Origin of the sequence: Bradyrhizobium sp. LTSP885 (assembly GCF_000938305.1) — a bacterium.
In the GTDB taxonomy this organism is placed as follows: domain Bacteria; phylum Pseudomonadota; class Alphaproteobacteria; order Rhizobiales; family Xanthobacteraceae; genus Bradyrhizobium.
Genome location: NZ_JYMT01000004.1, coordinates 455,714 through 479,838, shown reverse-complemented (window position 1 = coordinate 479,838; position 24,125 = coordinate 455,714). Strand labels below are relative to the sequence as shown.

Sequence of the window (24,125 nt, the reverse complement as noted above, 5' to 3'; positions counted from 1 at the left end):
GGTCCGTTGACGCCAAGGCGACAAGTTTCGCGTTATCGAAGCCGCTCAAGCGTGTTGAGTCTCTCACAAAAGCCGTCCGGCCGCGCACGCGATGCGCTGACAAGCTTCCTCGATCTCCATGATCGAGGTCGCGTAGGAAATCCTGAAATACGGTGCGAGGCCGAAGGCCGAACCCGGGACGACGGCAACGCCGACGGTGCGCAGGAGATATTGCGCAAAGACGGTGTCGCTCTCGATGACCTGTCCTTCGGTTGTGGTCTTGCCGATCAGCCCGGCGCAACTCGCAAATGTGTAGAAGGCGCCCTCCGGGACGCGGCAGGCGATGCCGTCGATCCTGTTCAAGGCGCCGACGACCAGATCGCGCCGCTCCTGGAACGAGCGACGGCGGTCGCGGATGAAATCTTGCGGACCGTTCAGCGCCTCGACGGCCGCAGCCTGGCTGACCGAAGAAGGGCAAGACGTCGACTGGCTCTGGACCACGGCCATCGCGCGGATCAGGGCGTTCGGTCCGCCGGCGTAGCCGATGCGCCAACCGGTCATCGCGTAAGCCTTCGAAACCCCGTTCACGGTCAGCGTGCGCGCCCGCAGCGCCGGTTCGATCGCCGCGGGCGTGACGAAACGAAAGTCGTCATAGACGATGTGCTCATACATGTCGTCGACCATCAGCCAGACATGCGGATGCTCGAGGAGCACGTCGAGGATCGGCCGGTACTGGCCTTCCGAATAGGCCGCTCCGGACGGGTTTGACGGTGAGTTCAGCATAATCCAACGCGTCCGCGGCGTGATCGCGTGTTCGAGGTCTTCGGCCGACAGCCGAAAGCCGTTGGCTTCCGAGCACGGCACCAGCACGGGCACGCCGCCGGTGATCTGTACGATGTCGGCATAGGTCACCCAGAATGGCGTCGGGATGATGACCTCGTCGCCGGGGTTGATCGTCGCCATCATGGCGTTGAACAGCACCTGTTTGGCGCCGGCTGATACCGTGATCTCGTCCTGCGTGAAGTCGAGCCCGTTGTCGCGCTTGAACTTGGCGCGGACGGCGGCCTTGAGCTCGGGCGCGCCGTCGAGAGCGGTGTATTTGGTGGCGCCGGCGCGCATGGCGCGCTCGGCCGCATCCTTGATCGGCTCCGGCGTATCGAAGTCGGGTTCGCCGGCACCCAGGATGATAACGTCCTGGCCCTGGCGCTTCATCTCGGCGGCGAGCCCGCTGATCTTCAAGATCTCCGAGACGCCGATCGCGGAGAGGCGGTTCGCCGGCCGAAACAGCGACGAGGTTTGTACGGGGGCGTTCATGCGTGTTTCCCCCTCAGGTCACGTCAAACTTGACGCCCTGGGCGAGCGGCAATGTCCGGCCGTAATTGACGGTGTTGGTGGCGCGCCGCATATAGGCCTTCCACGCATCCGAGCCCGACTCGCGCCCGCCGCCGGTTTCTTTTTCGCCACCGAAAGCGCCGCCGATCTCGGCGCCGGACGGACCGATATTGACGTTGGCGATGCCGCAATCGGAGCCTCGCGCCGACAGGAAGGCTTCCGCCTCGCGCAAATCGTTGGTGAAGATCGAGGACGAGAGCCCTTGCGGAACCGCGTTGTGCACGCCGAGCACCGCGTCGAAGTCGCGATATTTGATGACGTAGAGGATGGGCGCGAAGGTCTCGTGCTCGACCGGTCCGGTCTGCTCTGCGATCTCGACCAGCGCCGGCCGAACGTAGTAGGCCTCATCGGCGCCCTCGAAGACGACGCGATCTCCGCCGAGCACCGCGCCGCCGGCGGCGCGTGCTTCGCCGAGCGCCTTCTGCATCGACGAATAGGCCATGCCATCGATCAGCGGGCCGACCAGATTGCCGTCCTCGCGCGGATTACCAACTGTCACGCTTTGATAGGCGCGCTTCAGACGCGGAACGAATGTGTCGTAGATGCTCTCGTGGACGAAGAGACGCCGCAGCGTCGTGCAGCGCTGCCCGGCCGTGCCCATCGCCGCGAACGCGATACCACGCAATGTCAAATCGAGGTCGGCGGTCGGCGTGACGATGGCGGCGTTGTTGCCGCCGAGCTCCAGGATCGCGCGGGCAAAACGCCGCGCGAGCCGCGGCGCGACGGCGCGGCCCATGGCCGTCGATCCGGTCGCTGAAACCAACGGCACCCTGGCATGGTCGGTGAGGATTTCGCCGATGGCGCGACCTCCGAACAGCACGATCGAAAGCGCGTCCGGCGCATGACCGCCCTCCTGCCTGAAGCGTTCGAGGGCGCGCGCGAACAGCGCTTCGGTCGCAAGCGCGGTCAGCGGCGTTTTCTCGGAGGGCTTCCAGACGATGCTGTTGCCGCAGATCAGGGCCAGCGCCGCATTCCACGACCATACCGCGACCGGGAAATTGAATGCCGAGATGATGCCGGTGACGCCGAGCGGATGCCACGTCTCCATCATCCGGTGCTCGCTGCGCTCGGTCGTGATGGTCAGGCCGTAGAGTTGACGCGACAGCCCCACAGCGAAGTCGCAGATGTCGATCATCTCCTGGACCTCGCCGAGGCCCTCCGACGTGATCTTGCCGACTTCGATCGAAACGAGCTTGCCGAGGGCCTGCTTGTTGGCGCGCAGTTCTTCGCCAAGAAGCCGGACGAGTTCGCCGCGTTTCGGGGCAGGAACCAGACGCCATTCGAGGAAGGCGGCATGAGCCTTGTCGATCGCCGCCTGCGTCTCCTCGGCGCCGATCTCGTGCACATGGGCGGTGATCTCGCCTGTGATCGGCGACCGTGCCGCGAGCGTGCCGCCGACATGGCGGCTCCGCGCCACGCCCAGCTGGCTCAGGAGCGCGTCGACCTCGCTTGCCTGGGACGTGACGGTGCGCGATGGGGCGTTGGACGTGACGGTCATGACAGGGTCTCTTGGATGGTTGGGCTGACAGGGAAGAAGTCGGATCGCGTCATCGGTATCTCCATTGCTACGGAACACGCCCGCGGCGGCGTGCCTGATCCCACGGCCCGTTCATGCGATTTCGTTATGATCGTTGAAAATAGGCTTGCGAATGGCGCTGATTCAATCAATGTTTTCGCAGGAGATCATTCTGATTTGGAATGACTATGCAAACGCCGCGTCGCTTCCTTCCTTCCACGGCCGTCTTGGCGGCGTTCGAGGCCACCGCCCGGACCGGCAGCATGACCTTGGCCGCGCGCGAACTCAGCCTGACCCAAAGCGCGGTCAGCCGTCAGATCAAGATTCTCGAGAAACAGCTCGAGGTCGAACTCTTCGTGCGCGAGCGTCAGACCATTCGGCTGACCGCCGTCGGCGACACCTATGCGCGCGAGGTTCGCGAGGCGCTGCACAAGATCAGCACCGCCTCCTTCAATCTTCACGCGAACCCGAGCGGGGGAACGCTCAATCTTGCCATCTTACCGACATTCGGTACGCGCTGGCTCGCGCCGCGCCTGCCCAGGTTCTTGGCGGCAAATCCCGGGATCACGATCAACCTTGCGACGCGCTTGTCCTACTTCGATTTCCGTACGGAAGCGCTGGATGCCGCGATCCATTTCGGTCAGCCGGAGTGGCCCGGCGCAGAGATGGTGCTGTTGCGATCCGAGGAAGTGGTTCCTGCCTGCAGCCCCGCACTGAAACGGCAACACGGCTTCCGCGTTGCAGGCGATCTCAAGCAGGCTCCGCTGCTCAGCATCTCCACCCGACCGCAGGCCTGGGATCGCTGGTTTTCGCTTCACGATGTACCGGGCAGAACCTTTCAGGGGATGGTGTTCGACCAATTCGCGACTGCGGCCCAGGCCGCGATTGCCGGCGTCGGCGTCGCGCTGCTCCCGACGTTCCTGATCAAGGACGAACTGGCGAGCCGCAAGCTGGTTCGCGCCATCAATCTGCCGATGGAGAGTCCCGAGCGATACTACCTCGTCTGGCCCGCCGAACGCGCGACGCACCCGCCGCTGCTGGCTTTCCGGGAGTGGCTGGTGGCGGAGACCGCCCCCGATCGATAAACAGGTACGCTGGACTTGGGCCGGCGAAGTGCAATAATTCCCCATCATTTGGTCGAAAAACTATCAATCCGAAGGGGTAAAAATGGCCCGTCCAGCGGACGCCAGGAAGGACCAGGATCTCCTCAACATCCTGATTGCGAACGCGCGGACCTCTGTCGCCGATATCGCCAAGGCGCTCGGCGTGTCCCGCGCGACCGCGCAAGGGCGAATGGCACGGCTGGAGAAGCAGGGAACGATCGCCGGCTACACCGCCATTCTAGGCAAGGAAGATCATGTTACGGCGATCTCGGCGATTATCCTGATCGAGCTCGAGGTCAGGCAGCAGGGCAACGTCATTGCAGCTTTGCGCAAGCGAGCCGAAGTGGTCAATTGCTATACGCTGAGCGGCCCCTTTGATCTCTTGGTGAAGATCAATTGCGCGACCTCCGTCCATCTCGACGAGGTCATCGACTGGATCGCCGAGATGGATGGCGTCAGGCGCACCACATCGTCCGTTCTGCTCGCCAGAAAATTCGAGAGGTGAGCAGAAGCCAGGCGAAAGCCTGCCTGCGAGACGATCAGCACGCCACATTCATGTGCAAAATTTCTCATTTCCCATCGAAACGGAGGTTAGGCCAGCGGAATGTAACAATATTATTCCTATAGCCGGCGGTTTGGATATTTATGTCGCGCCTATGCTCCTGAATAACAAAACAAGATCAAGGAGCGTTCGAAATGAATGGTGCAACGGCTCTCGTGAGCATGCTGTCGGGATACGGTGTTGATGTCATTTTCGGCGTTCCCGGCGACACCAATGTCGCGCTCTACGAGGCATTGAGGACGGTCAAGGACGCCCCGCGTCACATCCTGTGTCGGGACGAACGCTCGGCAGTCTTTATGGCGGACTGCTACGCGCGCCTTTCGGGCAAACCGGGTGTCGCGGAGGTGCCGAGTGGCGCCGGCGCACTTTATGGTCTGCCGGGCGTGGCCGAAGCCAACAAGTCCTCGGTGCCCGTGATCCTTCTCGTCAACGACATCCCGCAGCCTGGTGTTGGGCGCGGCACCTTGACCGAATTGCCCGTCGAAGAATTGTTCAAGCCGGTCTGCAAGCGCGCCGAGACGTTGGGTCGCGTCGGGAAGCTACCCGAGATCATACGTCGTGCCTTCCGCGAGGCGACCGGTGGTCGTCCGGGGGCTGTCGTGCTCGCGCTGCCCGAGGACCTTCTCTACCAGGATATGCCGGAGGAGGCGGTGTCGCTGCATGTCGAACCGCAATGCCGACAGGCGCCATCCTATCGGAGCAGGCCGCCGGATTGCGACCTCGACCCGGCGATCGACGCCATTCTCACCGCCGAGCGCCCGCTGATCGTCGCCGGCGGTGGCGCCAATCGGTCCGGCGCCGCAGCTTCCATCACCGCGCTTGCCGAACGGCTCGGAATTCCGGTCGTCACCACGATCACCGGGCAGGGAGTTATTCGCGATGACCACAAGCTCGGCATCGGCATCATCGGCGATAATGGCTTCCATCCGCACGCGGTGTGGGCGCTCGGACGCGCCGACCTCGTGATCTATGTGGGCTGTCGCATGGGGTCGGTCGCCACCATGAACTGGCAGTGGCCGATTCCGAACGGAGAGACAAGGATCATTCAGGTCGATCTCGAACCGGAAGTTATTGGCAACACCTATGCCATCGATTTTCCGCTCGTGGGCGATGTCCGCGCGGTCGTCGATGCGCTACTCGCCAAGGTTCCCGCGGATCGCGCGCCACAGGCGGCGGGATGGGTCGCCGAAATCAACGGCCGCCGTGCGGAGTTCTGGGATGCGATGGCGCCGCAATTGGAGAGCGACGAGGTCCCGCTGCGCCCCGAACGGGTGATTGAAACGCTCAACCGCTGCCTGCCGACGCCCTGCAACGTGGTGTCGGACGCCGGCACGCCAACACCTTATGCGACGCGCTTCCTCCGACTGCGCGATCCGCAGTCCAGGCTCGTGATCCCGCGCTTCTATGGTGGATTGGGCTACGCCATTCCGGCCGTCGTCGGGGCCTATTTCGCCGCCCCGCATTTGAGGCCCGTGGGCCTGTTCGGCGACGGCTCGCTCGGCATGTCGGCCGGTGAACTCGAGACGCTCTCGCGGCTGCAGATCCCGGCCGTGCTGATCCACTTCAACAATGCTTGCTTCGGCTGGATCAAGGCGCTGCAGCGGGTCGTCGATCGCGATCATGCCCGCAAGGTTTCCGCGCGCGGTGGTCGGGACGCGGCGACCAACGACCCGACATTCAGCGTCGATTTCGGCAAATACGATATGAGCAAGCTCGCCGCCGTCTACGGGATCCGCAGCTACCGGGTCGAGACGCCGGCGCAACTGGAGACGGCTCTTCGTGAAGCTTTCACGCTCAGCGAGCCGGTCTTTCTCGACGTTGCGGTCGAATCCATCGCCGATCGGCTGCCGCCGGTGTTCTCATGGCTGACGAAGGTGGGCGCCGATCCGGCGGCCGTCGGCGTCCAGGCTGCGCTCTAGAGAGGTTTCAAAATGGTTCATTCGTCGAAAAACATCGCTGTCCTCGGTGCCGGGCAGATCGGTACCGTCATCGCTGGGATGCTGGCGGAGCAGGGGCACAAAGTCACATTGGCTGACGCTTCAGAGGCGCAACTCGCCTTGAGTGCCGACCCAACCTTCGCTACCAAGGTCGTGGATGCCGGAGACCTCAACGCGGTACGCGGTTTCCTGATTGATCAGGATATCGTCGTCAGCGCCTGTCCGTATTTTCTCAACCAGGGTATCGCACGGATCGCTGTGGAAACCGGAACGCACTATTTCGATCTGACCGAGGACGTGGCGACGACGACGTACATCAAGGAGATCGCGGCGGGCGCCGACGTGATGCTGGCGCCGCAGTGCGGCCTGGCGCCGGGCTTCATCTGCGTGCTCGGGGCCGATATGGCGGCACGCTTCGACACCGTGAAGACCATCAAGATGCGCGTCGGTGCGTTGCCGCTCTACCCCACGAACGCCTTGCGCTACAACGTCACCTGGTCCATCGACGGCCTGATCAACGAGTATTGCAATCCCTGCGAGATCGTATTCGACGGCAAGTCGACATCGGTGCCGGCACTCGAAGGCGTCGAGAGCGTCATGATTGACGGCGTCGCCTACGAGGCCTTCAACACCTCCGGGGGCCTCGGCACATTGACCGAGACGCTGGCCGGCAAGGTCCGCGACATGAGCTACAAGACGCTGCGCTATCCCGGCCACGCCGAGATCATGAAGCTTCTGCTGCAAGGGCTGGGACTAGCCGACGACCGCGACACCATGCGCCGCATTCTCAACCGCGCTGCGCCGTTCACGCGCAGGGATGTCGTGGTGATCTTCGTCACCGGCATCGGCGAACGCAACGGTCGCGTGGAGGAGGACAGCATCGTGCTGCGCTACGATGGACGGCCGGAACTCGGCGCGATCCAGCTGACCACGGCGGCCGGCTGCGTCGCCATGGTCGAGCTCTTCCTGTCGGGCAAGCTTCCGGCAAAGGGCTTCGTGCGGCAGGAGGATGCGAGCCTGTCCGATTTCCTGTCCACGCGCGCAGGCGGCCGGCTGGCCAGGGAGGCACGCAGCTCCGAAACCAGTGACTTTGCCATTCAGTTCGCTATCAAGAAGGCTGCGTAAGTGCTGTGAGCCGGGGGGCAGAATTCCGCAGCATCACGGTTTGAGGAATTCAACAAGAGGGGAAGTTTGCTATGGTCAGTCGTCGTGAAATCGGATCACTCGTTGGGCTCGGCGCCGCAGCGGTCGCTATGGCCGCCGGCTCTGCCGTCTCGCAGGCTGCTGCCGAAGGCCAACCTCCGGCGGAGAGCACGTTCGCTCAAATTCGCAGGACGAGGAAGCTTCGGATCGCCGGAGTCGTCGGCACGGAACCTTACTACCACAAGGATATTGCGACGGGGCAATGGTCCGGTTTTTGCGTGAGCATGGCTACGGACCTCGCCAAATCCATGGAGGCAGAGGTCGAAATTATCGAGTCGACCTGGGGCAACTCTGTTCTCGATCTCCAGGCCAACAAGATCGACATCATGTTCGGACTCAGTCCAATACCTTCGCGCGCCTTGATCCTCGAATTTTCGCGCCCGATCATGAACAACACCTTTACCCTCATCGCCAAATCCGGTTTCGAGCCAAAATTATGGGAAGATCTCAACAAGCCGGAGATGCGGGTCGCTGTGGACATCGGCTCCTCCCATGATCTCTTCGCACGGCGAACCATTCCCAAGGCGACGCTCGTCGCGCTCAAGACTGCAGATGATGCCGTACTTGCCGTGCAGTCGGGACGGGCGGATTGCCTGATCCAGGTGGCGATGCTCTCTCTGGTGACGGTCAAGAAGAATGCGAAAGTCGGCAAAGTCGTCGTCCCGGCGCCGGTCGCGTCCCAGCCGACCTGCTGCGGCGTGCGCGTGGATTCCGATAGCCGCTTCCGCACCTATGTCGACAACTGGCTCGAATACAACCGTTCCCTCGGTGCGATACGCGAGTGGATCCTGTCAAGTCTCTCGCTCGTCAATATCCAGGAGCAGGACGTTCCTCCCGGGCTCCAGTTTTGACCCTATCGATCAGGCTGCCCGTGTCTTCGCATGACGCGGGCAGTTTTGCATCAGGAAGGCATTCAGGTTTGGACCAATCGACATCCGACGCGTCGGGGGACATTTGATCGATGCAACATGGGCGACATCCTCCGCTGGGCATCATTCTGCTCGACATAGAGATCGCGTGTCGCGTGCATTCGGATTGCCGGTCTACGACATCATCACGCTCGGGCGCTGGTTCTATTCGGGGCTGACCCAGACCGCCTATTCGCAATCGATTGGCATGGGATAGGTGCGATGCATTACGATTGGAGTTTCGGGTTCCTCCTGCAATACAGCAGGGTTATCGGCGTCGGCGCCGCCTATACGATCGGCTTTACGGTCCTCACCGCGGTGACCGGCTTTGCGGTCGGCTGCGTGGTAGCGATCGCAAGCCTGTCCAATCTGAGGTTCGTTTCGGCGCCGCTCGTCATGCTCGTCGAGGTCTTTCGCTGTACGCCCGTGCTGGTGCAACTGGTGTGGATCTACTACGCGCTTCCGGTCCTGATTGGTGTCGAACTTTCGCCGGCGGTCGCGGCCTTCGTCGCGCTCAGCCTCTACGGCGGCGCCTTCTATTCGGAGATCATTCGCGGCGGGATCGTGTCGGTCGATGTGGGGCAGTGGGACGCCGGCCGCGCGCTGGGTATGCGCCGCTTCGACCTGATGAAGCGCATCGTCATGCCGCAGGCGTTGAAGCGAATGATCCCGCCGCTGGTCAATCAGGCCGTGCTGCAACTCAAGAACACGTCGCTGCTCTCGGTGCTGGCGGTGCCGGACCTGCTCTACCAGGGACAACTGATTACCTCGGCAACCTATCGACCGCTGGAGACCTATACGATGATCGCGGTCATCTACTTCATCATTCTGTTCCCGATGACGCGTGTCGCCCGCGTGCTCGAAGCACGGCTGGCGCGGTGAAGCACGGCAATGTCCATCAAAGAGGGAAGTGGTCCTGTGTCTGATGCTCCGATGATCGAAATGGTTCACGTGAAGAAGTCCTTCGGGGCTGTCAGCGTCCTGAAGGACATGTCGCTGCGTGTACCCCGCGGCGGTGTCGTCGCGCTCATCGGACCCAGCGGATCGGGCAAGTCGACGCTGCTGCGCTGCCTCAATCTGTTGACGCTTCCTGACAGCGGCGCCATCCGGGTTGGCGAAAGCACGATGGACTTCTCCAACGGCGACAAATTGCCCCGCGACAGGGAGCTCGCGGCCTTCCGCGCGCGTACCGGCATGGTGTTCCAGAACTTCAACCTGTTTCCGCACATGTCCACCCTGCAGAACGTGATGGAAGGACCGGTCACGGTCCTGAAGGTTCAGGCGGAGGCGGCGCGCGCGACCGCTCTTGGCCTGCTGGAGAAGGTTGGGCTGAAGGACAAGGCCGACGTGACCCCCGACAAGCTGTCGGGCGGCCAAAAGCAACGCGTGGCGATCGCGCGCGCGTTGGCGATGAAGCCGCAAGTGATGTTGTTCGACGAAGCGACGTCCGCGCTTGATCCTGAACTGGTTGGCGAGGTTCTCGCGGTCGTGCGCCAGCTCGCCGCTGAGGGAATGACCATGGTGCTCGTCACCCATGAAATGGCCTTTGCGCGCGAGGTCGCTGATACGGTCGTCTTCATGCGCGACGGCATCGTCGTGGAGGAGGGGCCGGCGCGGCAGGTCATCGACGCACCGCGCGATCCTGCGACGCGCGCCTTCCTGAGTCATTTCCACCGCAGCGGCCTGCCGGCGGCAGTCGTCGCGGGCAGCTGATCGGGCGGCGAGGAAGGCCGGAAATGGCGCACCAATGGAGAGGTACCTGTGATCGAGGCAACGATTGAGCGCTTGCGGATTTTCCTGATCGAAAGTCCCATCAAGATGGCGCGCCTGCAAGGCGTTGGAAACGTCAAGGGCACGGTGAAGCGCGTGCTGCTCGAACTCACGTCAAGCGACGGCGTGATCGGCTGGGGCGAAGCAGCACCGTGGGAAGTGTTTACGGGCACGCCGGAGGCAGCCTTTTCCGCGCTCGACATCTATCTGCGGCCGATCCTGCTCGGCAAGCCGGTCCGCCGCATCCGCGCGCTCATGGCCGAGCTCGACCGCGCGCTGGTCGGGCATGCCGAGGCGAAGGTCGCGATCGAGATGGCGCTGCTCGACATCGTCGGCAAGTCATCGGGGCTCTCGGTCGCCGATCTCCTCGGAGGCCGCGTGCGCGACACGATCCCGCTCTCCTTTTCGATCGCCGACCCGGATTTCGCCGCCGATCTCGAGCGCATGCGCAAAATGGTCCCGGACGGCAATGTCATCTACAAGGTCAAGACCGGCGTGAAGCCGCATCGCGAGGATCTCGACCATCTTGAAGCGATCCGGAACGAATTCGGCGACAAGGTCGACCTTCGCGTCGATTACAACCAGGCGCTAGCGCCGTTCGGCGCCATCAAGATCTTGCGCGATGTCGAGCAGTTTGCGCCGACCTTCATCGAGCAGCCAGTGCCGCGCAAATTTCTCGACGTCATGGCGCAGCTCACCGCGGCGCTGGAAACGCCGGTACTCGCCGACGAAAGCTGTTTCGACCGCCGCGACATGATGGAGGTGGTGCGCCGCGAGGCGGCCGATGCCGTCTCGATCAAGCTGATGAAGGCCGGTGGCCTGTTCGAGGCGCAGGCGATCATGGCGATCGCCGATATTGCCGGCCTGCCCGGCTATGGCGGCACGCTGTGGGAAGGCGGCATAGGGCTAGCCGCCGGGACGCAGCTGATTGCAGCGACGCCGGGCATCTCGCTCGGCTGCGAATTCTACATGCCGCACCATGTGCTCACCGAGGATGTGTTGGAAGAGCGCGTCCTCAACCGCGGCGGCCATGTGGTCGTTCCCGACGGCCCGGGCCTCGGCATTCGCGTCAGCGAAGCTTCGGTACGCGCCAATGCCCGCGTTCTCGCTACCGCGTAGCGGCATCGGTATCCGGTCCGTGAGAACCATATGAGCCAGCATGTTGTCGTCATCGGAGCGGGCATCGTCGGAGCCGCGACAGCGTGGGAGCTGGTCGCTGATGGACATCAGGTAACGATCATCGAACCGGAATTGCCCGGCGGCCGCCAGGCGGCAAGCTACGGCAACGGCGCCTGGATCAGCCCTGCGTCGATCATCCCGATGTCGATGCCCGGCCTGTGGCGCAAGGTGCCGGGCCTTATGCTCGACACCAATGGACCACTGACGCTCCGGTGGGCGGCGTTACCCGCGTTGGCGCCGTGGTTGCTGCGATTCCTGGCGGCCGGGTGGACCGTCCGGAAGGTCGAGGAAACGGCCCGCGTGCTCGCGTCGATCCTGCGTGACGGTCCGGAGCGCCACGCCGTGCTGGCGAAAGAAATCGGCAAGCCCGATTATATTTCACAGACCGGTCTGCTCTATGCCTATCCCGACCGGAAGGCTTTCGCGGATGACGCGCTTGCGTGGCGGCTTCGACGGGAGAATGGGCTGCGATGGGTCGAACTCGACGCTGAGGAATTGCGTCGGCGCGAGCCGGATTTGAGTTCTACCTATCGGTTCGGCGCCTTCGTCGCGGAGGGCGCGCATTGTACCGATCCGGGCGCCTATGTGGCTGATATCGTGGACGCTGCGCGTCAGCGAGGCGCTGTCCTTCGCCGGACGCGCGCTACGGGCTTTGCCGTGGCCAAGGGGCGTCTCGAAGCGGTGACGACCGACCAAGGCCGGATCGATTGTGATCGCGCCGTGATCTGCGCCGGTATCCATTCCAAGGTCCTGGTGCATGCTGCGGGCGACCGGGTCTTGCTTGCGAGTGAGCGCGGCTATCACGGCGTCATCGCGTCACCAGCAGCCGGTCCGCGGCTTCCGATCATGCCGAGCGACGGACGAATGGCCAACACGCCGACACCCGCGGGCCTGCGGCTCTCCGGGCAGGTCGAGCTCGCGCACGTTGATGCCGAGCCTGACTGGGCTCGCGTCGAGATCCTGGTTCGGCATGCGCTTGCGACGTACCCCGCGCTTGGACCGCGGGCGAGCCTGACGATTGATCGCTGGATGGGGCATCGGCCATCGACGCCTGACGGCCGTCCGGTCATCGGCGTAGCCTCGGCCTCGCCGGACATCTTCCACGCCTTCGGTCACGGACATGTCGGTCTGGCATCGGGCCCGATCACAGGCCGGATCGTGGCCGATCTCATTGCGGGCAGGGACGCCGGCATCGATGTCCGGCCGTTCGCGATATCGCGATTTGCCTGATCGGACGGACAACCCTTCGATCATGGCCTTCTGCCAGAAGCCGCGTGCGATCCTGGTCGAATGTAGCAATATGTGTCCATTCTCGAAGGACGTTGCCGACGTCTCAGGGCTCCCGGTCGTCGCCATCAACACGATAATCAGCTTCTGCCATCGTGCAGCCGATCCGGTGCTGTTGCTGGATCGGAGCGCTCCACCCGCTCCAAGAAAATTCAATTTAGCACTTCGGCGGCCGAAGCAGTCTTCGCCGCTCGGTGCCCTCGCTCGTTCTGGATCCCAGACGGTCATGCCGGGCTCAAGGCCTGCCGGCTCTGCCTCCGGGTCGAGGCGGAGGCGCAGCGTGTTGCGGTCGTGATTTGCGATCGGCTTTCGACGTAAAGGTCAAATCGAGCGTCAGTAGCCGGCAGGCGCGGAATATCCGTGGGGGTACCGATCGTCGGGCCGCGCTGCAGGAGCCGGCCAGGCGGCATAGGCATCGGTGTTACGGCTCTGCTGCCGGGTTGGCACCGCATGAGCCGCCTTGCCGTGATAGCGCTGCGCGGCCGCGGCAAACTGCACGGAGGTCAAGACGATCAAGGTCGAGCCGAGAATGGTGAGGATTTTTTTGCGCATTGTTCTTCTCCCTTTGATCCTTCTGACGCTTTCCTGGCGAGGCACACGTGCCTTGCTTCTCAGCGCTCTGGTTGAGACTTATGACCGCGCCTGACGATTGTTACGGGGTGCGCACATCACGAAGCGGCGAGCAAATTTCTTGGTCACGGCTAATAATTCAGCAGCAACGCTCGTCGGGCTGTATTAGACTGGTTTTTAACGAAAGGGTTCAGTGAGAGAATGTCCGTTGTGGTGAGGCCGATGAAGACAATCCTGCCGCTTGTTCTGCTTATGGCGTCGCCCGCCTGGGCGCAGACCCAATTGGTACCCAAAGTTACGACCGCAAAGAGTGGTACCGCGCGCTTCGTCGATAATTGTGCCCCGATCGGTCGGACCGCTAACGGTGAGCTGGTCTATTCGATGAAGTGCGACAACCTCCCGGCGCCGCCTCCGCCACCCCCGCAGGCCGAAGTCAGGGAAGCGCCGCCTCCAGAGCCCGCGGTGCGGAGTACAGGCATTTTCGGCCTGTCCCGCGACCTCCGAAAGCAATCCGAATAATCGCCGTCCGCACCAAATCCAACCAGCGGCCGGAATGGTCCTTGCCCTCGCCAATCGCCGCCGTGTTGGATGTTGCCGAGCCCTTTGAGCGAGCGCTCCATTCGATGGCGGACACTGAAAGCGTGACATGCAGCAGATAACGCTCGGCGATTTGAACGACTGCAACAAGGACGATTTCGTCGCAGCGCTGGCGAATATCTTTGAGTACTCGCCATGGATCGCCGAACAGGCCGTGCTGGCGCGGCCCTATGCGGGCATCCATCAATTATTCGACGCGATGAAGGCGGCGGTCGATCGTGCCCCGGCCGAATTGCGGCTCGCGTTGATCAAGGCCCATCCCGACCTCGCCAACAAGACGCAGCGCGCCGCAGGACTGACCGCGGAATCCAATGCCGAGCAGAACAGCGTCGGCCTCGACCGGTTGTCGGATGCCGAATACGACGCCTTCGAGCGCGTCAACAACGCCTATCGCTCGAAATTCGGCTTTCCCTATATCGTCTGCGTTCGCCGCCATACCAAGGATTCGATCCTGCGCGACTTCGAGCGGAGGTTGCCGAACGATACGACGACGGAGACGCGAGTCTCGATCGCGGAAATTTGCCGGATCGCGGCGCTGCGGCTCGATCAACTCGTCACATCCGAGGATCGGCTTCAGGTGGCGGGCCGCCTGTCGACCCATGTGCTGGATACCCACAGCGGCAGGCCGGCGGCGGGCATCTCGGTCGAACTCACGGAGTTGTCCGATCTCGGCGCTCCCCGCCTGGTGACGCGCACCGTGACCAACAGCGACGGCCGCACCGATGCGCCCTTGATCGGCGGCCGGCCGGTGCCGATCGGCCGCTATGAACTGATGTTCAGTGTCGGCGAATATTTTGCCGCACGGGGCGTGCCGATGTCCGATCCGCCGTTCCTCGATCGCATCCCCCTGCGGTTTTCGGTGAGCGATCCCGAAGGCCATCTCCACGTGCCGCTATTGGTCACGCCGTGGAGCTATGCGACCTATCGAGGGAGTTGAGAGGCAAGCACCGGTTTATCCCTGTCATGACCGGGAGCGCGGACAGGCTTATGCAGCGGATGGCGCAGATTTCGGTACCGGCAGCTTGCCGGATGGCACGAACGTTGCTCATTATTGAACTCGGATCGGGCGAAAACCCGCAAACTTGACCTATTGAACGGGAGGCTGTCACGTGCCGCTGATCAAGAATCGATACGGAAAGGGCCGCGTCCGGGTGATGCGGATTCATCGCGACGGCGACAGGCACGAGGTCAGCCAGCTCAGCATCAAGGCCATGATCGAGGGTGACTTCGCGCGCGCCTATACCGACGGCGACAACTCCACCTCGGTCTCGACTGACACCATCAAGAACGTGGTCAATGTCGTTGCCCGCCAGAATACGGGGTTGAGCGTGGAAGAATTCTGCCAGGTGCTGGCGAAGAAATATCTCGACACCTATCCGCAAGTGACGTCCGTCGTGGTCACGTCGCATGAGACCAGATGGAGCCGGCTAAGCTTTGACGGCAAGCCACACCCGCACAGCTTCGTGCTCGACAGCAATGGCAAGCCGACGGTGGAAGCGACCGCGACACGCGCGGGATCGTCGACGCTGACCTCAGGGATCGACGGTTTTACCTTTATGAAGTCGACCCAGTCGGGCTGGGAAAATTACGTCAGAGATCGCTACACGACGATCCCGCCGACGGCCGATCGGATGTGTGCGACCAGCATGGTGGCATCGTGGAAATGGTCGGCCGAGCCGCAAAACTATCCGGCCACCAACGCGAAGATTCTCGATACCGTGCTCGAGGTGTTCGCAACCACCTACAGCAAGAGCGTGCAGGACAGTCTCTATCGGATGGGCGAGGCGGCGCTCGCCGCGGTGCCCGAAATTTCCGAGATCAGCATGGCCTGTCCGAACATGCATTTCATCCCGATGAACCTCTCGGCGTTCGGGTTGGACAACAACAACGACGTGTTTCTGCCGACCGACGAGCCGCACGGCCAGATCGAATGCACGGTGGGGCGGGGGTAGGCACCGCAAGCGCGCTGCGTCCGAGGCACTGAGGCGTTATCCATACTTCTGATGCAACAGCGGCCATAGCCGGTCCGGCTTGAACGGCACCACGGTGAAGCGGATGCCTGTGGCGTTGGCTATCGCGTTGCCGAGGGCGGCGGCGACCGGGTTGTAGGGGCTCTCGCTCATCGACTTCGCGCCCATCGGTCCAATCGAATCGGAAGTGTCCGCGAAAAAAACTTCGGTGCGCGGCACGTCGGCGAGCGATGGCAAATGATAATCGCGGAATGTCGGGTTGATCACGCGCCCGCCCTCGTCGATCACCATCTCCTCATACAGTGTGGCCCCGAGCGACTGCGCCACGCCGCCTTCGACTTGTCCGCGGCATTGCATGGGATTGGCGACCCGGCCGGCATCGGCCGCCTGCACGCTCTTCAGAATCTTGATCTCGCCGGTCCCCCTGTTCACGGCGACACGGAAACCCTGCACATTGAAGGCGACGGATCGCGGTGAGCCGGCGGAGTTGCCGGTTCCGACCAGTTTCTTTCCGCTTGTCTTCGCGGCCTCGGCGAGCTCGGCAAAGGACAGGCGCTCTCTGCCGCAAACGACGCTCTCGTTCTCGATAGCGCAGGCGCCGGGATCGGTTTTCATGATGTGCGATACGAAAGCCCTGATCTCGGCGGCAAGGTGTTCCGCGGCCGCCTGGGTCGCGCGGCCGGCGACGAAGATGCCGGCGCTGCCATAGGCGCCGGTGTCGTGGCCGCCATGCGCGGTGTCGGATTGCCTGAGGTGGATGCGGTCGACGGTGGTCGCCAGCGCGGTCGCCGCGATCTGGCGGTGCACTGTGGAAGTGCCATTGCCGAATTCGGCGGTGCCGACGGTCAGCTCGAAGCCGCCGTCGTCGCGCAGGGAGATATTGCAGTCGGCCAAGTGCCCGGCGGGAGGCACGGTATCGATCATGGTCAACGCGATGCCTTCGCCGATCAGCCACTCGATCGAAAGCTGCGGCTTCGGTGCCACGGCGACCATCGCGCGCTCCACCAGGTCGAGGCACTGGTCCAGCCCGTATGAGCCATAGATCACGTCGTGATATTCGGAGCCCGGCGGCGACAGCATGGGGTCGCCGGGCTTGATGACGTTGCGGCGGCGCATCTCGAACGGGCTGATGTCAAGTTGTTTTGCGATTTCGTCGATCGCGGCTTCGACCGCGATCAGGGTCTGCGGCAAGCCGTAGCCGCGGAATGCGCCTGCCGGCACCGTATTGGTGTAGGCCGCGACCGCGTCGACCTTCTTGTTCGGGCAGTTGTAGACGCTGATGCATTCGCCGACGGCGTGGAACAACACCGGACCGGCGTGATTGCCGTAGGCGCCGGTGTTGGAGAGCACGTCGAGCTGTAACGCGGTTAACTTGCCGTCCTTGTCGGCGCCGGCCTTCACTTCGACGCGCATCGGATGCCGCGTTGAGGTCGAAATGAACTGCTCCTCGCGGGTCAATTCGAGTTTCACCGGCCTTCCGGTCTTGAGCGCGGCGAGCGCCAGAATGTCTTCGACGAACATTTCCTGCTTGCCGCCAAAGCCACCGCCGACGCGTTCGCAAAACACCCGGACCTTGTCCAGCGGCAGCTCAAACAAATCTGCAAGTGTACGTCGCGTCAGGAACGGCACCTGGGTGCTGGAGCGGACGTGCAACACGCCTGATGCGTCAACCCAGGCGAGCCCGCCGTGGGTTTCCAACGCCGCGTGCTGGACGCGCTGGGTGGTGAAGGTTCCCTCATAGGTGACGGCTGCCTCGGCCAGCGCGCTCGCGACATCGCCGTACTCGCCATGGGTTTCCGCGACGATATTGCGTTGTGAGTGGGTGACACGATGCGCCGTCGTCTTGTCGCCGTGAATCACCGGCGCCCCCGGTGCAATCGCCAGCGCGGGATCGAACACGGCTGGCAGGGTCTCGTATACGACCTTGAGTCGGCGGCAGCCTTCTTCGGCGGCGGCCTCCGTATCAGCAATCACGGCTGCAATTCTTTGACCGATAAACCGCACCACATTGTCCAGCATGCGGGTATCGTTCGGATCCATCCAGTCCTTTTCGTGCCGTGCGGTCGAGTACAGGCGATCCGGAACGTCTTCATGGGTCAGCACGGCGTGAACACCAGGCGCGTCAAGCGCCGCACTCTTGTCGATCGTGATGATTTTCGCATGGGGATGCGGCGAGCGGAGCAGCTTGATATGCAACAGGCCTTCGATCGCCATATCGAACGTATAGCGCGCCGCGCCGCGCACCACCTGCGGGCCGGCGGGTGCTGGCAGGCTGCGGCCGAACGCGGTGCCGGCGCTAGCATCTTCGGTATTGGTCTTGCCGTTGAGGGCATCCTCGATCGCGCGATAGCCGGTGCAGCGGCAGATATTTCCTTTCAACGACGCGCCGAGATCCTGGCGCTGGGCCTGGTTCAGCGACGCACAGGTCAGGATCATGCCTGCGGTGCAGAACCCGCACTGAAATCCCTGCGCATCCAGGAAGGCCTGCTGCAAGGGATGGGTGCCGCCATCGCCGGCAAGACCTTCGATGGTGGTAACGGCATGGCCTTCGGCGCGGTAGGCCGGGATCAGACAGCTATGCACCGGTTCGCCGTCGATCAGGACCGTGCAAGCGCCGCAGTCGCCGGCATCACAGCCTTTCTTCACGCCGAAATGACCGAGTTCCCGCAGGAAGGTGCGCAGGCATTGTGCGGGCTTCGGCGTTTCGGCGAACGCCTTGCCGTTGATCTCGAACGTCATGGCAGCGTTTCCAATTCGCGGCGGATTTCCTCGGCTAACCGCAATGTCATGTGCTTGCGCCACACCGGTTTGCCATGAACGTCGGTGTGGTAGAGATCGTCGGAGATATTTTGCAGGATCGTTTCGCGCAGTTCCTTCGCGTCAGGCATTCTGGCAAACGACATCTGCATCGGCAGCACCGTCGAGGCGGTGACCGTCAGCGCAAAGGCGCCGTCGCCGGCGATGCTGCCGATCAGCAGAGCCGCTGAGCGGCCGACCGGCGTTAGTGAAATCTGGCGAAACGCCGATCGGCGTTTCATGGCCGCAAGCGGGATGTCGATCTGGCGCAGGAGGTCGCCGGGCGCGAGCACGTTCGACTGGTTGCCGGTGACGAAGTCGGCGACTGGAATCTTCTGCTCGCTGCCGTCCGCCTGCCAGATAGTGCAGACGCCATCGAGCGCCGAGGTCAGCGAGATCATCGGGCCGGCCGGCAGCGACATACAGATGTTGCCGCCGACGGTCGCCGTCTTCCAAATCTTGAAGGAAGCCAGGAACGCCCGGCAGCATTGATTGATCAGCGGTGAGGCGATCCATTCCGGTGGACAGGCGAAGGCGTCGAGCTGGGCCACGGTGCAGGTCGCCGCTACGGATAGGTCGTTCTCACTGACCGTCAGCGCCGGCCATTTCAGGTCGGTGAGATCGATCAGCCGGGTCAGGTGAACCTGCGGTTCGGAGAACAGCCAGGTCCCGCCTGCCAGCCAAGCATCGCCCGCCGTCCAAACGGGCAATTGCGCCCGCGATCGCGGATGGGCAATTTCGGATATGGTGTTCAAATCCATGGATACGCCAACGCTTTCAACAAGATGCATCTCCACTTAAGACGTCTTGCAAGACCAGCGCCAATTGTCGTCAAGGTTGGGACAGACTTTGCATTGTAACGGCGGGGTACGGCCTTGCCTCAAGGAGATGGTGGGATCATGAATCAAACGCAGCCGATCTGGATCCGGGACCCCCTCGCCATTCTCGCTACGGGGGCAGAACGTGGCGTCGTGATCCAGGATGGGAAAATCGTTGAGCTGGTACCCCACGGCGGCAAGCCGTCCACCGCCAATGTGGCCTTCTATGATGCCACCGGGCATGTAGTGCTTCCTGGGCTGATCAACACCCACCACCATTTTTACCAGACCCTCACACGGGCGCTGCCGGCGGCGCTGGACCGCGAGCTGTTTCCCTGGTTGCAGGCGCTTTATCCGGTATGGGCCCGGCTGACGCCGGAATCGCTTGATCTCGGCTTCACGGTGGCGATGTCGGAATTGCTGCTGTCGGGCTGCACCACCACGACCGACCACCATTATGTCTTCCCGGCCGGGCTGGAAGATGCCATCGATATCGAGGTGGCCGCGGCGAAACGGCTCGGCATCCGCGTGCTGCTGACGCGCGGCTCGATGAACCTGTCGCAGCGCGACGGCGGCCTGCCGCCCGACAGTGTGGTGCAGGATGAAGACACGATTCTGGCGGACAGCGAGCGCGTGGTCGCCAAATATCATCAACGCGGCGAGGATGCGATGGTGCAGATCGCGCTCGCGCCGTGCTCGCCGTTTTCGGTGACGACCTCGCTGATGCACGCGACCGCCGAGCTCGCCGAAAGGCTCGACGTTCGCCTGCACACGCATCTTGCCGAAACCGAAGACGAGAACAAATTCTGCGAGCAGATGTTTCGTTGCCGGCCGCTGGATTATCTCGAGCAATGCGGCTGGCTCAATGCGCGAACCTGGCTCGCGCACGGTATTCATTTCAATCCGGATGAGATGAAGCGGCTCGGCAAGGCCAAGACCACCATCAGCCATTGCGCCTGTAGCAACCAGCTTTTGGCATCGGGTTGTTGCCCGGTCTGCGAGATGGAGGAGGCCGGCGTTTCGATCGGGCTCGGCGTCGACGGTTCGGCCTCCAACGATGGGTCCAATCTGATGCAGGAAGTGCGCGCAGCGTTCCTGTTGCAGCGCGCGCGCTATGGTGTCGGCCGCGTGAGCCACAAGGACGCGCTGCGCTGGGCGACCAAGGGGTCGGCGGCGTGCGTCGGCCGCCCCGAACTCGGCGAGATCGCGGTCGGCAAGGCCGCCGATCTCGCGCTGTTCAAGCTCGACGAGTTGCGCTTCTCCGGACATGGCGATCCGCTGGCCGCGCTGGTGCTCTGCGGCGCGTATCGCGCCGACCGCGTGATGGTCGGCGGCAACTGGGCGGTGATCGATGGTGCGATCCCCTCGCTTGACGTCGCCGATCTGATCCAGCGTCACAACGCCGCCGCGCGCGCGATGCGGGCGGGATAAGTTCAGTCCGCGACGCATAGAGGAACAAGGTCCGGGCGTTGTCGCCCGGACCCGGTGGTCTCGGGACTGTCCGGCGCTACTTGCCGGGGATGCTGTCGTCGATGCCTTTGACATAGAAGTTCATGCCGAGCACCTGGCCGTCGGCGAGATGGTCGCCGTCCTTGCATTCGACATCCTTGCCGTCCTGACCGACGACCGGGCATTTAAACGGTTGCAGCTTGCCCGAGGCGAGGGCCGCCTGGGTGTCTTCGGCCATTTTCTTCACGTCATCCGGCATGTTGGTGTAGGGCGCCATTTCGAACATCTTGGTGTCGAGCCCGCCCCAGGTGTCCTCTTGCTTCCAGGTGCCGGCCAGTTCGGCTTTCACGCGCGCGATGTAGTAGGGCGCCCAGGTGTCGAGGATCGAGGTGAGCTGCGCCTTGGGACCGAACTTGATCATTTCGGAGTCCTGTCCGAACGCGAACTTGCCGCGCTCGCTGACGATCTGCATCGGCGCCGGCGAGTCGGTATGTTGGGTGATCACGTCGGCGCCCTGGTCGAGCAGCGCCTTGGCGGCGTCGGCCTCCTTGCCCGGATCGAACCACGAGTTCACCCAGATGATCTTGACCTTCATGTTGGGATTGACCGACTGGGCGCCCAGCATCGTGGCGTTGATGCCGGAGACGACTTCGGGGATCGGGAACGACCCGATATAGCCGAGCACGCCGGACTTTGACATCTTGGCCGCGATCTGGCCCTGGATGTAGCGGCCCTGGTACCAGCGCGCCGAATAGGTCGACATGTTCTTGTCGCGCTTGTAGCCCGAGCAGTGCTCGAAGTGGACGTTCGGATATTTCTTGGCCACTTTCAGCGTCGGGTCCATGTAACCGAACGAGGTGGTGAAGACCAACTTGTTGCCGGCGCGCACCAGCTGCTCGATGGCGCGCTCGGCGTCGGGGCCCTCGGGGACGTTCTCGAGGAAGGTGGTCTCGACCGCGTCGCCGAATTCCTTGGCGAGGGCCTGGCGCGCAAGGTCGTGCTGGTAGGTCCAGCCGAGGTCGCCGACCGGGCCGAGGTAGATGAACCCGACCTTCAGCTTGTCGGCGGCAGAGGCCGTCGATAGTCCCATGCCGGTCGCCAGCAACACGGCCGCCGCCGCTATCAAATGCTTCTTCATACGCTTCTCCTGTGAGCCGAGGGAAATGGTCTTCAAAACGTCGCGCCTTACTTCGTGCACCTATCCGCTGTCTCTCATGCAAGCTGCAATTCTTGCGCCGTCTTCGGTCAGCCGATAGGTGACGAGCGGCCGGGTCGAAGGGCCGGATCTCGACACCTCCAGCACAAGACCACGGGCCATCAGGGATTCGAATGTTCGATAGAACCCGAACATGCTGGCGTCACGGCCCAGCGACAGATTGAATTCGCCGAGCACGCTCAACTCGTGCTGCGAGAGCGGTCGCCTGTGAACGCGTCGGATGAGGTCCTCGCGCTGCTGAAGCCATTTGAGATCGGGCAGGATGGTTGACGTTTCCGTCGCAGCTGATTTTCTCGTTGCCGGCGGACGCGCCGACAGCCGGTCCACCTCGTTGGCCTGCAGATCTCGTGCACGCCGGATTGCTTCGAGGCGGCCGTCGAGCAGGCAGGCATTCCAGAGCGGTTTGCGATCGACCATGACCGGCTCGGGTATGACCTGCTCCCGCACCAATCGCTCGAACAGGCCGATGGTCACGCCGACATGAGCTGCCGCCGACCGGCGATCCAACAGACGTGACCTCTCCAGAGCGGGGGCGTCCTGATCGATGAGTTGCGTCAAGGGCATCTGCCTCGAGTACGGACTTGGTGGACGGTGGTCGTTTCGGCTGCAGAGCGGTGCGTTCAAACATCAAGGGACGATCTGGCTTTGAAGCCATTGGGCAGACCAGCGTGACCGGCTCGCCGGATTGGCAAGACCGGTGGATTGATCCCATACGTCTCCGGACCTGCTCCGCGAGGTGCAGATCGGGAGAAAACCTAACGGAAACCGAGTGCTCTCAAATAGCAGAGATTCTCGCACGGCTTGATGCCGAATCGGCATCGGGCTAGATTGGCGTCTTTGGCGGGTTCGGTTATGCGCTTCCATGCACCGGCGATCTATTACTTCCAAGCGGTGCGCCGGGCCGGCTCCATCCGCGCGGCCGCTCGCGTCCTGAACGTCGCCTCATCGGCGGTGAACCGCCAGATTTTGAAACTTGAGGAAGATATTGGCACGCCATTGTTTGAGCGGACTATTCGCGGCCTGAAGCTGACGTCGGTTGGAGAGATGTTCGCCCGTCACGTCATGACCGTCACGCAGGATGAGGATCGGTTCAGATCGGACCTGCAATCGCTCTCGGGCACCTGGCAGGGGACGATCCGCATCGCCTCCATCGAGGCATTGGCCGGGTCATTGCTGCCGGACGTCATGAAGTGGCATCGAGATCGGGCGAAACGCGTGACTTTTTCGGCCCGCACCATGGGCTCGTTCGAAGTTCACGACGTACTGGTTCGAGGCGAGGCGGATATTGGGATTGCGTTCGCGCTCCGACACAGTCCAGAACTGCGTCAGGTGGCACTAAAGCGTTTTCGCCTCGGCGCAGTGGTGGCAAACGACCATCCACTTGCCTCCAAGCGCAAGGTTACGCTGCCGCAGTGCATGCCGTTTCCCTTCATTCTCGCGTTCCCTGAGCTATCGATCCACGATCTGCTTCAGCCGTTGTTGGCGAGGCTTCCGCAAGGGGCGGAGCCGGCGATCCAGACCAACTCCATGGACCTCATGCGCGAATTAGCCGAGCGCAGTGTCGCCATCTCGTTTCAAACCCAGCTCGGGATTGAACGGCATCTGGAGGCCGGCCGGCTCAGTTTCCTCCCGCTGTACAATGGGGGAAGGCCTGTATGGTCCGACCTTGGCGTTTATGTCCGGTCCGAGCGCGCGCTTCCCGCCTACATGGAGAGCTGCCTGCAGGATCTGGTGCGGGAACTCGACGAACGCGAGCAGCGGGAGAATGCGGCGTTTGCGTGAGCGCCGGATCCCAAATCGGCGGCGCGCGCATAATCGATCTCCAGACATTCGGGGTGAACCACACCCAGAACGCCGCTCCCCATCGCAGCAT

Annotated in this window: 21 protein-coding genes; 14 read left to right on the top strand and 7 right to left on the bottom strand. The window is 62.9% G+C overall.

All coding sequences use genetic code 11. From position 1 onward, the window contains the following. Nucleotides 1-63: 63 nt before the first annotated feature. Both UP09_RS04575 and amaB read right to left on the bottom strand, forming a co-directional pair. Complete coding sequence (locus UP09_RS04575) at nucleotides 64-1,293, bottom strand: pyridoxal phosphate-dependent aminotransferase (protein ID WP_044536793.1); 1,230 nt, start codon at nucleotides 1,291-1,293, stop codon at nucleotides 64-66. A gap of 13 nt (nucleotides 1,294-1,306) precedes the next feature. After that, nucleotides 1,307-2,869 (bottom strand): L-piperidine-6-carboxylate dehydrogenase, encoded by a 1,563-nt coding sequence (amaB, locus tag UP09_RS04570; RefSeq protein WP_044536792.1) that lies wholly within the window; start codon nucleotides 2,867-2,869, stop codon nucleotides 1,307-1,309. Nucleotides 2,870-2,884: 15 nt separating this feature from the next. Between amaB and UP09_RS38035 the strand changes: the two genes are divergently transcribed. The 10 genes from UP09_RS38035 (at nucleotide 2,885) to UP09_RS04525 (ending at nucleotide 12,779) form a co-directional block, all read left to right on the top strand. Further along, nucleotides 2,885-3,073: a hypothetical protein gene (locus tag UP09_RS38035; RefSeq protein ID WP_197082598.1), complete on the top strand. Its 189-nt coding sequence runs from the start codon at nucleotides 2,885-2,887 to the stop codon at nucleotides 3,071-3,073. 2 nt (nucleotides 3,074-3,075) lie between these two features. Beyond that, on the top strand, nucleotides 3,076-3,972 hold the full coding sequence (locus UP09_RS04565; protein ID WP_044536791.1) for a LysR family transcriptional regulator: 897 nt from the start codon (nucleotides 3,076-3,078) through the stop codon (nucleotides 3,970-3,972). An 82-nt stretch (nucleotides 3,973-4,054) separates the two neighbouring features. Continuing rightward, nucleotides 4,055-4,495 carry an Lrp/AsnC family transcriptional regulator gene (locus tag UP09_RS04560; RefSeq protein ID WP_044536790.1) on the top strand — a complete coding sequence of 147 codons (441 nt, stop codon included), beginning with the start codon at nucleotides 4,055-4,057 and terminating at the stop codon, nucleotides 4,493-4,495. Nucleotides 4,496-4,686: 191 nt separating this feature from the next. Further along, nucleotides 4,687-6,471 carry a thiamine pyrophosphate-binding protein gene (locus tag UP09_RS04555; protein WP_044536788.1) on the top strand — a complete coding sequence of 595 codons (1,785 nt, stop codon included), beginning with the start codon at nucleotides 4,687-4,689 and terminating at the stop codon, nucleotides 6,469-6,471. A gap of 12 nt (nucleotides 6,472-6,483) precedes the next feature. Continuing rightward, on the top strand, nucleotides 6,484-7,614 hold the full coding sequence (locus tag UP09_RS04550; RefSeq protein ID WP_044536787.1) for a saccharopine dehydrogenase family protein: 1,131 nt from the start codon (nucleotides 6,484-6,486) through the stop codon (nucleotides 7,612-7,614). Between the two features lie 71 nt (nucleotides 7,615-7,685). After that, nucleotides 7,686-8,543 (top strand): transporter substrate-binding domain-containing protein, encoded by an 858-nt coding sequence (locus tag UP09_RS04545; protein ID WP_044536786.1) that lies wholly within the window; start codon nucleotides 7,686-7,688, stop codon nucleotides 8,541-8,543. Between the two features lie 279 nt (nucleotides 8,544-8,822). Continuing rightward, nucleotides 8,823-9,482, top strand: a complete 660-nt coding sequence (locus UP09_RS04540; RefSeq protein WP_044536785.1) for an amino acid ABC transporter permease — start codon at nucleotides 8,823-8,825, stop codon at nucleotides 9,480-9,482. Between the two features lie 36 nt (nucleotides 9,483-9,518). Continuing rightward, on the top strand, nucleotides 9,519-10,313 hold the full coding sequence (locus tag UP09_RS04535; protein ID WP_044536784.1) for an amino acid ABC transporter ATP-binding protein: 795 nt from the start codon (nucleotides 9,519-9,521) through the stop codon (nucleotides 10,311-10,313). Between the two features lie 48 nt (nucleotides 10,314-10,361). Next, nucleotides 10,362-11,489, top strand: a complete 1,128-nt coding sequence (locus tag UP09_RS04530) for a muconate cycloisomerase family protein (protein ID WP_044536783.1) — start codon at nucleotides 10,362-10,364, stop codon at nucleotides 11,487-11,489. A gap of 30 nt (nucleotides 11,490-11,519) precedes the next feature. Further along, entirely contained in the window at nucleotides 11,520-12,779 is a 1,260-nt protein-coding gene (locus UP09_RS04525; protein ID WP_044536782.1) for an NAD(P)/FAD-dependent oxidoreductase, read from the top strand. A 390-nt stretch (nucleotides 12,780-13,169) separates the two neighbouring features. On the opposite strand, the gene UP09_RS04520 is transcribed toward UP09_RS04525, so the two are convergent. Then, complete coding sequence (locus tag UP09_RS04520; RefSeq protein ID WP_044536781.1) at nucleotides 13,170-13,388, bottom strand: hypothetical protein; 219 nt, start codon at nucleotides 13,386-13,388, stop codon at nucleotides 13,170-13,172. A 664-nt stretch (nucleotides 13,389-14,052) separates the two neighbouring features. Between UP09_RS04520 and uraD the strand changes: the two genes are divergently transcribed. Continuing rightward, a complete protein-coding gene (gene uraD / locus UP09_RS04510; protein ID WP_044536779.1) occupies nucleotides 14,053-14,940 on the top strand; it encodes a 2-oxo-4-hydroxy-4-carboxy-5-ureidoimidazoline decarboxylase in 888 nt (295 codons plus the stop codon). A gap of 172 nt (nucleotides 14,941-15,112) precedes the next feature. Continuing rightward, nucleotides 15,113-15,955: a factor-independent urate hydroxylase gene (gene pucL, locus UP09_RS04505; protein WP_044536778.1), complete on the top strand. Its 843-nt coding sequence runs from the start codon at nucleotides 15,113-15,115 to the stop codon at nucleotides 15,953-15,955. 36 nt (nucleotides 15,956-15,991) lie between these two features. Here the strand turns inward: pucL and UP09_RS04500 are convergent, their stop codons facing one another. Together UP09_RS04500 and UP09_RS04495 are read right to left on the bottom strand one after the other, a co-directional pair. Next, a complete protein-coding gene (locus UP09_RS04500) occupies nucleotides 15,992-18,712 on the bottom strand; it encodes a molybdopterin-dependent oxidoreductase (protein ID WP_044536777.1) in 2,721 nt (906 codons plus the stop codon). Further along, nucleotides 18,709-19,530 carry an FAD binding domain-containing protein gene (locus UP09_RS04495; RefSeq protein ID WP_044536776.1) on the bottom strand — a complete coding sequence of 274 codons (822 nt, stop codon included), beginning with the start codon at nucleotides 19,528-19,530 and terminating at the stop codon, nucleotides 18,709-18,711. Before UP09_RS04495 ends, UP09_RS04500 begins: the two co-directional genes overlap by 4 nt. A 138-nt stretch (nucleotides 19,531-19,668) precedes the next feature. Here UP09_RS04495 and UP09_RS04490 point away from each other — a divergent pair, with 138 nt between their 5' ends. Continuing rightward, nucleotides 19,669-21,018, top strand: a complete 1,350-nt coding sequence (locus UP09_RS04490; protein WP_044536775.1) for an 8-oxoguanine deaminase — start codon at nucleotides 19,669-19,671, stop codon at nucleotides 21,016-21,018. Nucleotides 21,019-21,094: 76 nt separating this feature from the next. Here UP09_RS04490 and UP09_RS04485 read toward each other — a convergent pair whose 3' ends face one another. Then, nucleotides 21,095-22,174: a BMP family ABC transporter substrate-binding protein gene (locus tag UP09_RS04485; protein ID WP_044536774.1), complete on the bottom strand. Its 1,080-nt coding sequence runs from the start codon at nucleotides 22,172-22,174 to the stop codon at nucleotides 21,095-21,097. A gap of 60 nt (nucleotides 22,175-22,234) precedes the next feature. Further along, nucleotides 22,235-22,810 carry a hypothetical protein gene (locus tag UP09_RS04480; protein ID WP_156164441.1) on the bottom strand — a complete coding sequence of 192 codons (576 nt, stop codon included), beginning with the start codon at nucleotides 22,808-22,810 and terminating at the stop codon, nucleotides 22,235-22,237. Between the two features lie 294 nt (nucleotides 22,811-23,104). Here UP09_RS04480 and UP09_RS04475 point away from each other — a divergent pair, with 294 nt between their 5' ends. Beyond that, nucleotides 23,105-24,034 carry a LysR family transcriptional regulator gene (locus UP09_RS04475; protein ID WP_044536772.1) on the top strand — a complete coding sequence of 310 codons (930 nt, stop codon included), beginning with the start codon at nucleotides 23,105-23,107 and terminating at the stop codon, nucleotides 24,032-24,034. Nucleotides 24,035-24,125: the final 91 nt, after the last annotated feature.